The sequence below is a fragment of the Phormidium sp. CCY1219 genome, assembly GCF_035615515.1.
Taxonomy (GTDB): domain Bacteria; phylum Cyanobacteriota; class Cyanobacteriia; order Cyanobacteriales; family Laspinemataceae; genus CCY1219.
Genome location: NZ_JAJENT010000314.1, coordinates 1 through 248 on the forward strand (window position 1 = coordinate 1; position 248 = coordinate 248).

Sequence of the window (248 nt, forward strand, 5' to 3'; positions counted from 1 at the left end):
CTACTGGACTACCTGTTGAAGTAGGTTCTGGAGGATTAACTAAATTTAATCGTAAGCGTCTTGGCATCTCTAAGTCTAACTGGAGCGATGCTGCTTGCGTGAGCCAGTCAACTCCTAATAGCTTAAACCTCAAAGGATACCAACCTTTGCTAATTAAAGCTATGGAACCTGTCGGCAAATGGTTAATTCTGATAAATACGGTTTTCCCAGAAGCGCACCTAAACTTCGGCAAAAATCCTTCTTTGGTT

1 pseudogene is annotated in these 248 nt (G+C 41.9%); it reads left to right on the top strand.

Annotated elements, in window-relative coordinates:
* Window positions 1-248: pseudogene (locus tag LKK83_RS05090) on the top strand (hypothetical protein); the annotation flags it as partial.